The 1219-nt window shown below is 39.4% G+C and carries 1 protein-coding gene; it reads left to right on the top strand.

Annotated features, from left to right (window positions below; genetic code table 11):
- The first annotated feature begins 90 nt into the window (after positions 1-90).
- Positions 91-1095 (top strand): IS5-like element ISSth7 family transposase, encoded by a 1005-nt coding sequence (locus tag NST05_RS11010; RefSeq protein ID WP_011681261.1) that lies wholly within the window; start codon positions 91-93, stop codon positions 1093-1095.
- The last annotated feature ends 124 nt before the right edge of the window (positions 1096-1219 follow it).

The raw sequence follows: 1219 nt of genomic DNA, 5'->3' as shown, positions 1-1219 counted from the left end.
ATATGGGCACCTCTAAAAACTCCTCAAAAAACCTATAAAATGAGATAATAGAAATACAAGTATAAAACTCGATAAACGAGGTTAAACACGATGCATTTATTTACTGATGATGAAAAAATCTTGTCAAAACTCACTGAAAAAGGTAATCCATTGGAACGTCTAGACGCTGTCATGGATTGGCAACTCTTTCTCCCCTTGTTATCAGAATTGTTTTCTCGCAAGAATAAAGTTATTGGTCGTGGAGGTCGTCCTCACCTTGATTACCTCATGATGTTCAAAGTCCTTTTACTTCAACGATTACATAACTTGTCTGACGATGCTATGGAATATCAATTGCTTGATCGCTTATCCTTTCGTCGTTTCGTTGGTTGCCACGAAGATAATGTCCCAGATTCAAAAACTATCTGGCTTTATCGAGATCGCTTGACTCAATCAGGTCGCGAAAAGGAATTATTCGACTTGTTCTATACTCAACTCTCGGACGAAGGTTTGATTGCCCACACAGGTCAAATAGTTGATGCTTCATTTGTGGAATGTCCTAAGCAACGCAATTCCCGTGAGGAAAACGAGAAAATCAAAGCGCATGAAACTGTAGAAGGTTGGAACAAAGCCAAACGATGCCAAAAAGATATCGATGGGAGCTGGACTCAAAAAGGGGGTGTTCGTTACTTTGGCTATAAAAATCACGTCTGTGTTGATAGAAAATCAAAGCTAATCAAAGATTATGGCGTCACAACAGCTAGTATACATGACTCCAATGTTCTAGCTTCTCTTTGTGATGCCAACGAACCTGTATTTGATGATAGTGCCTATGTGGGGAAAAGTGTTCCTGACAACTGCCAACACCATACCGTCCGTCGTGCTTTCCGAAATAAACCATTGACCGATACTGACAAGAACATTAACCGTCATATTGCCAAAGTCCGTTGTCGAGTTGAGCATGTTTTTGGTTTTATTGAAAATAGCATGAAGGGAAGTACCTTTAGAGGGATTGGAATGGATAGGGCAAAGACAAATGTGACCTTAACCAACCTCCTCTATAACATCTTTCGATTTGAACAGATTAAACGACTAGGGTTGAAATCATGGGCTTAGTGCGCCCAAAAATTGGGAAATAGCCTTGAGTAAGACTCACAAACAAAAATTTACAAGAAATAAACTGTAGATTAAAGATAAATTTGACGCTCTAGATGCTCTACTGGTGTTTTTAGAGGTTCCC

It is taken from the genome of Streptococcus sp. FSL E2-3494 (assembly GCF_038007085.1).
Taxonomy (GTDB): domain Bacteria; phylum Bacillota; class Bacilli; order Lactobacillales; family Streptococcaceae; genus Streptococcus; species Streptococcus thermophilus.
Note: the sequence above shows the minus strand (reverse complement) of the source record. Positions and strands in the feature narration are given on the sequence as shown.

Excerpts from the sequence above, each read along its gene's own strand:
- NST05_RS11010 (WP_011681261.1), top strand. The coding sequence starts at position 91 with ATGCATTTATTTACTGATGATGAAAAAATCTTGTCAAAACTCACTGAA.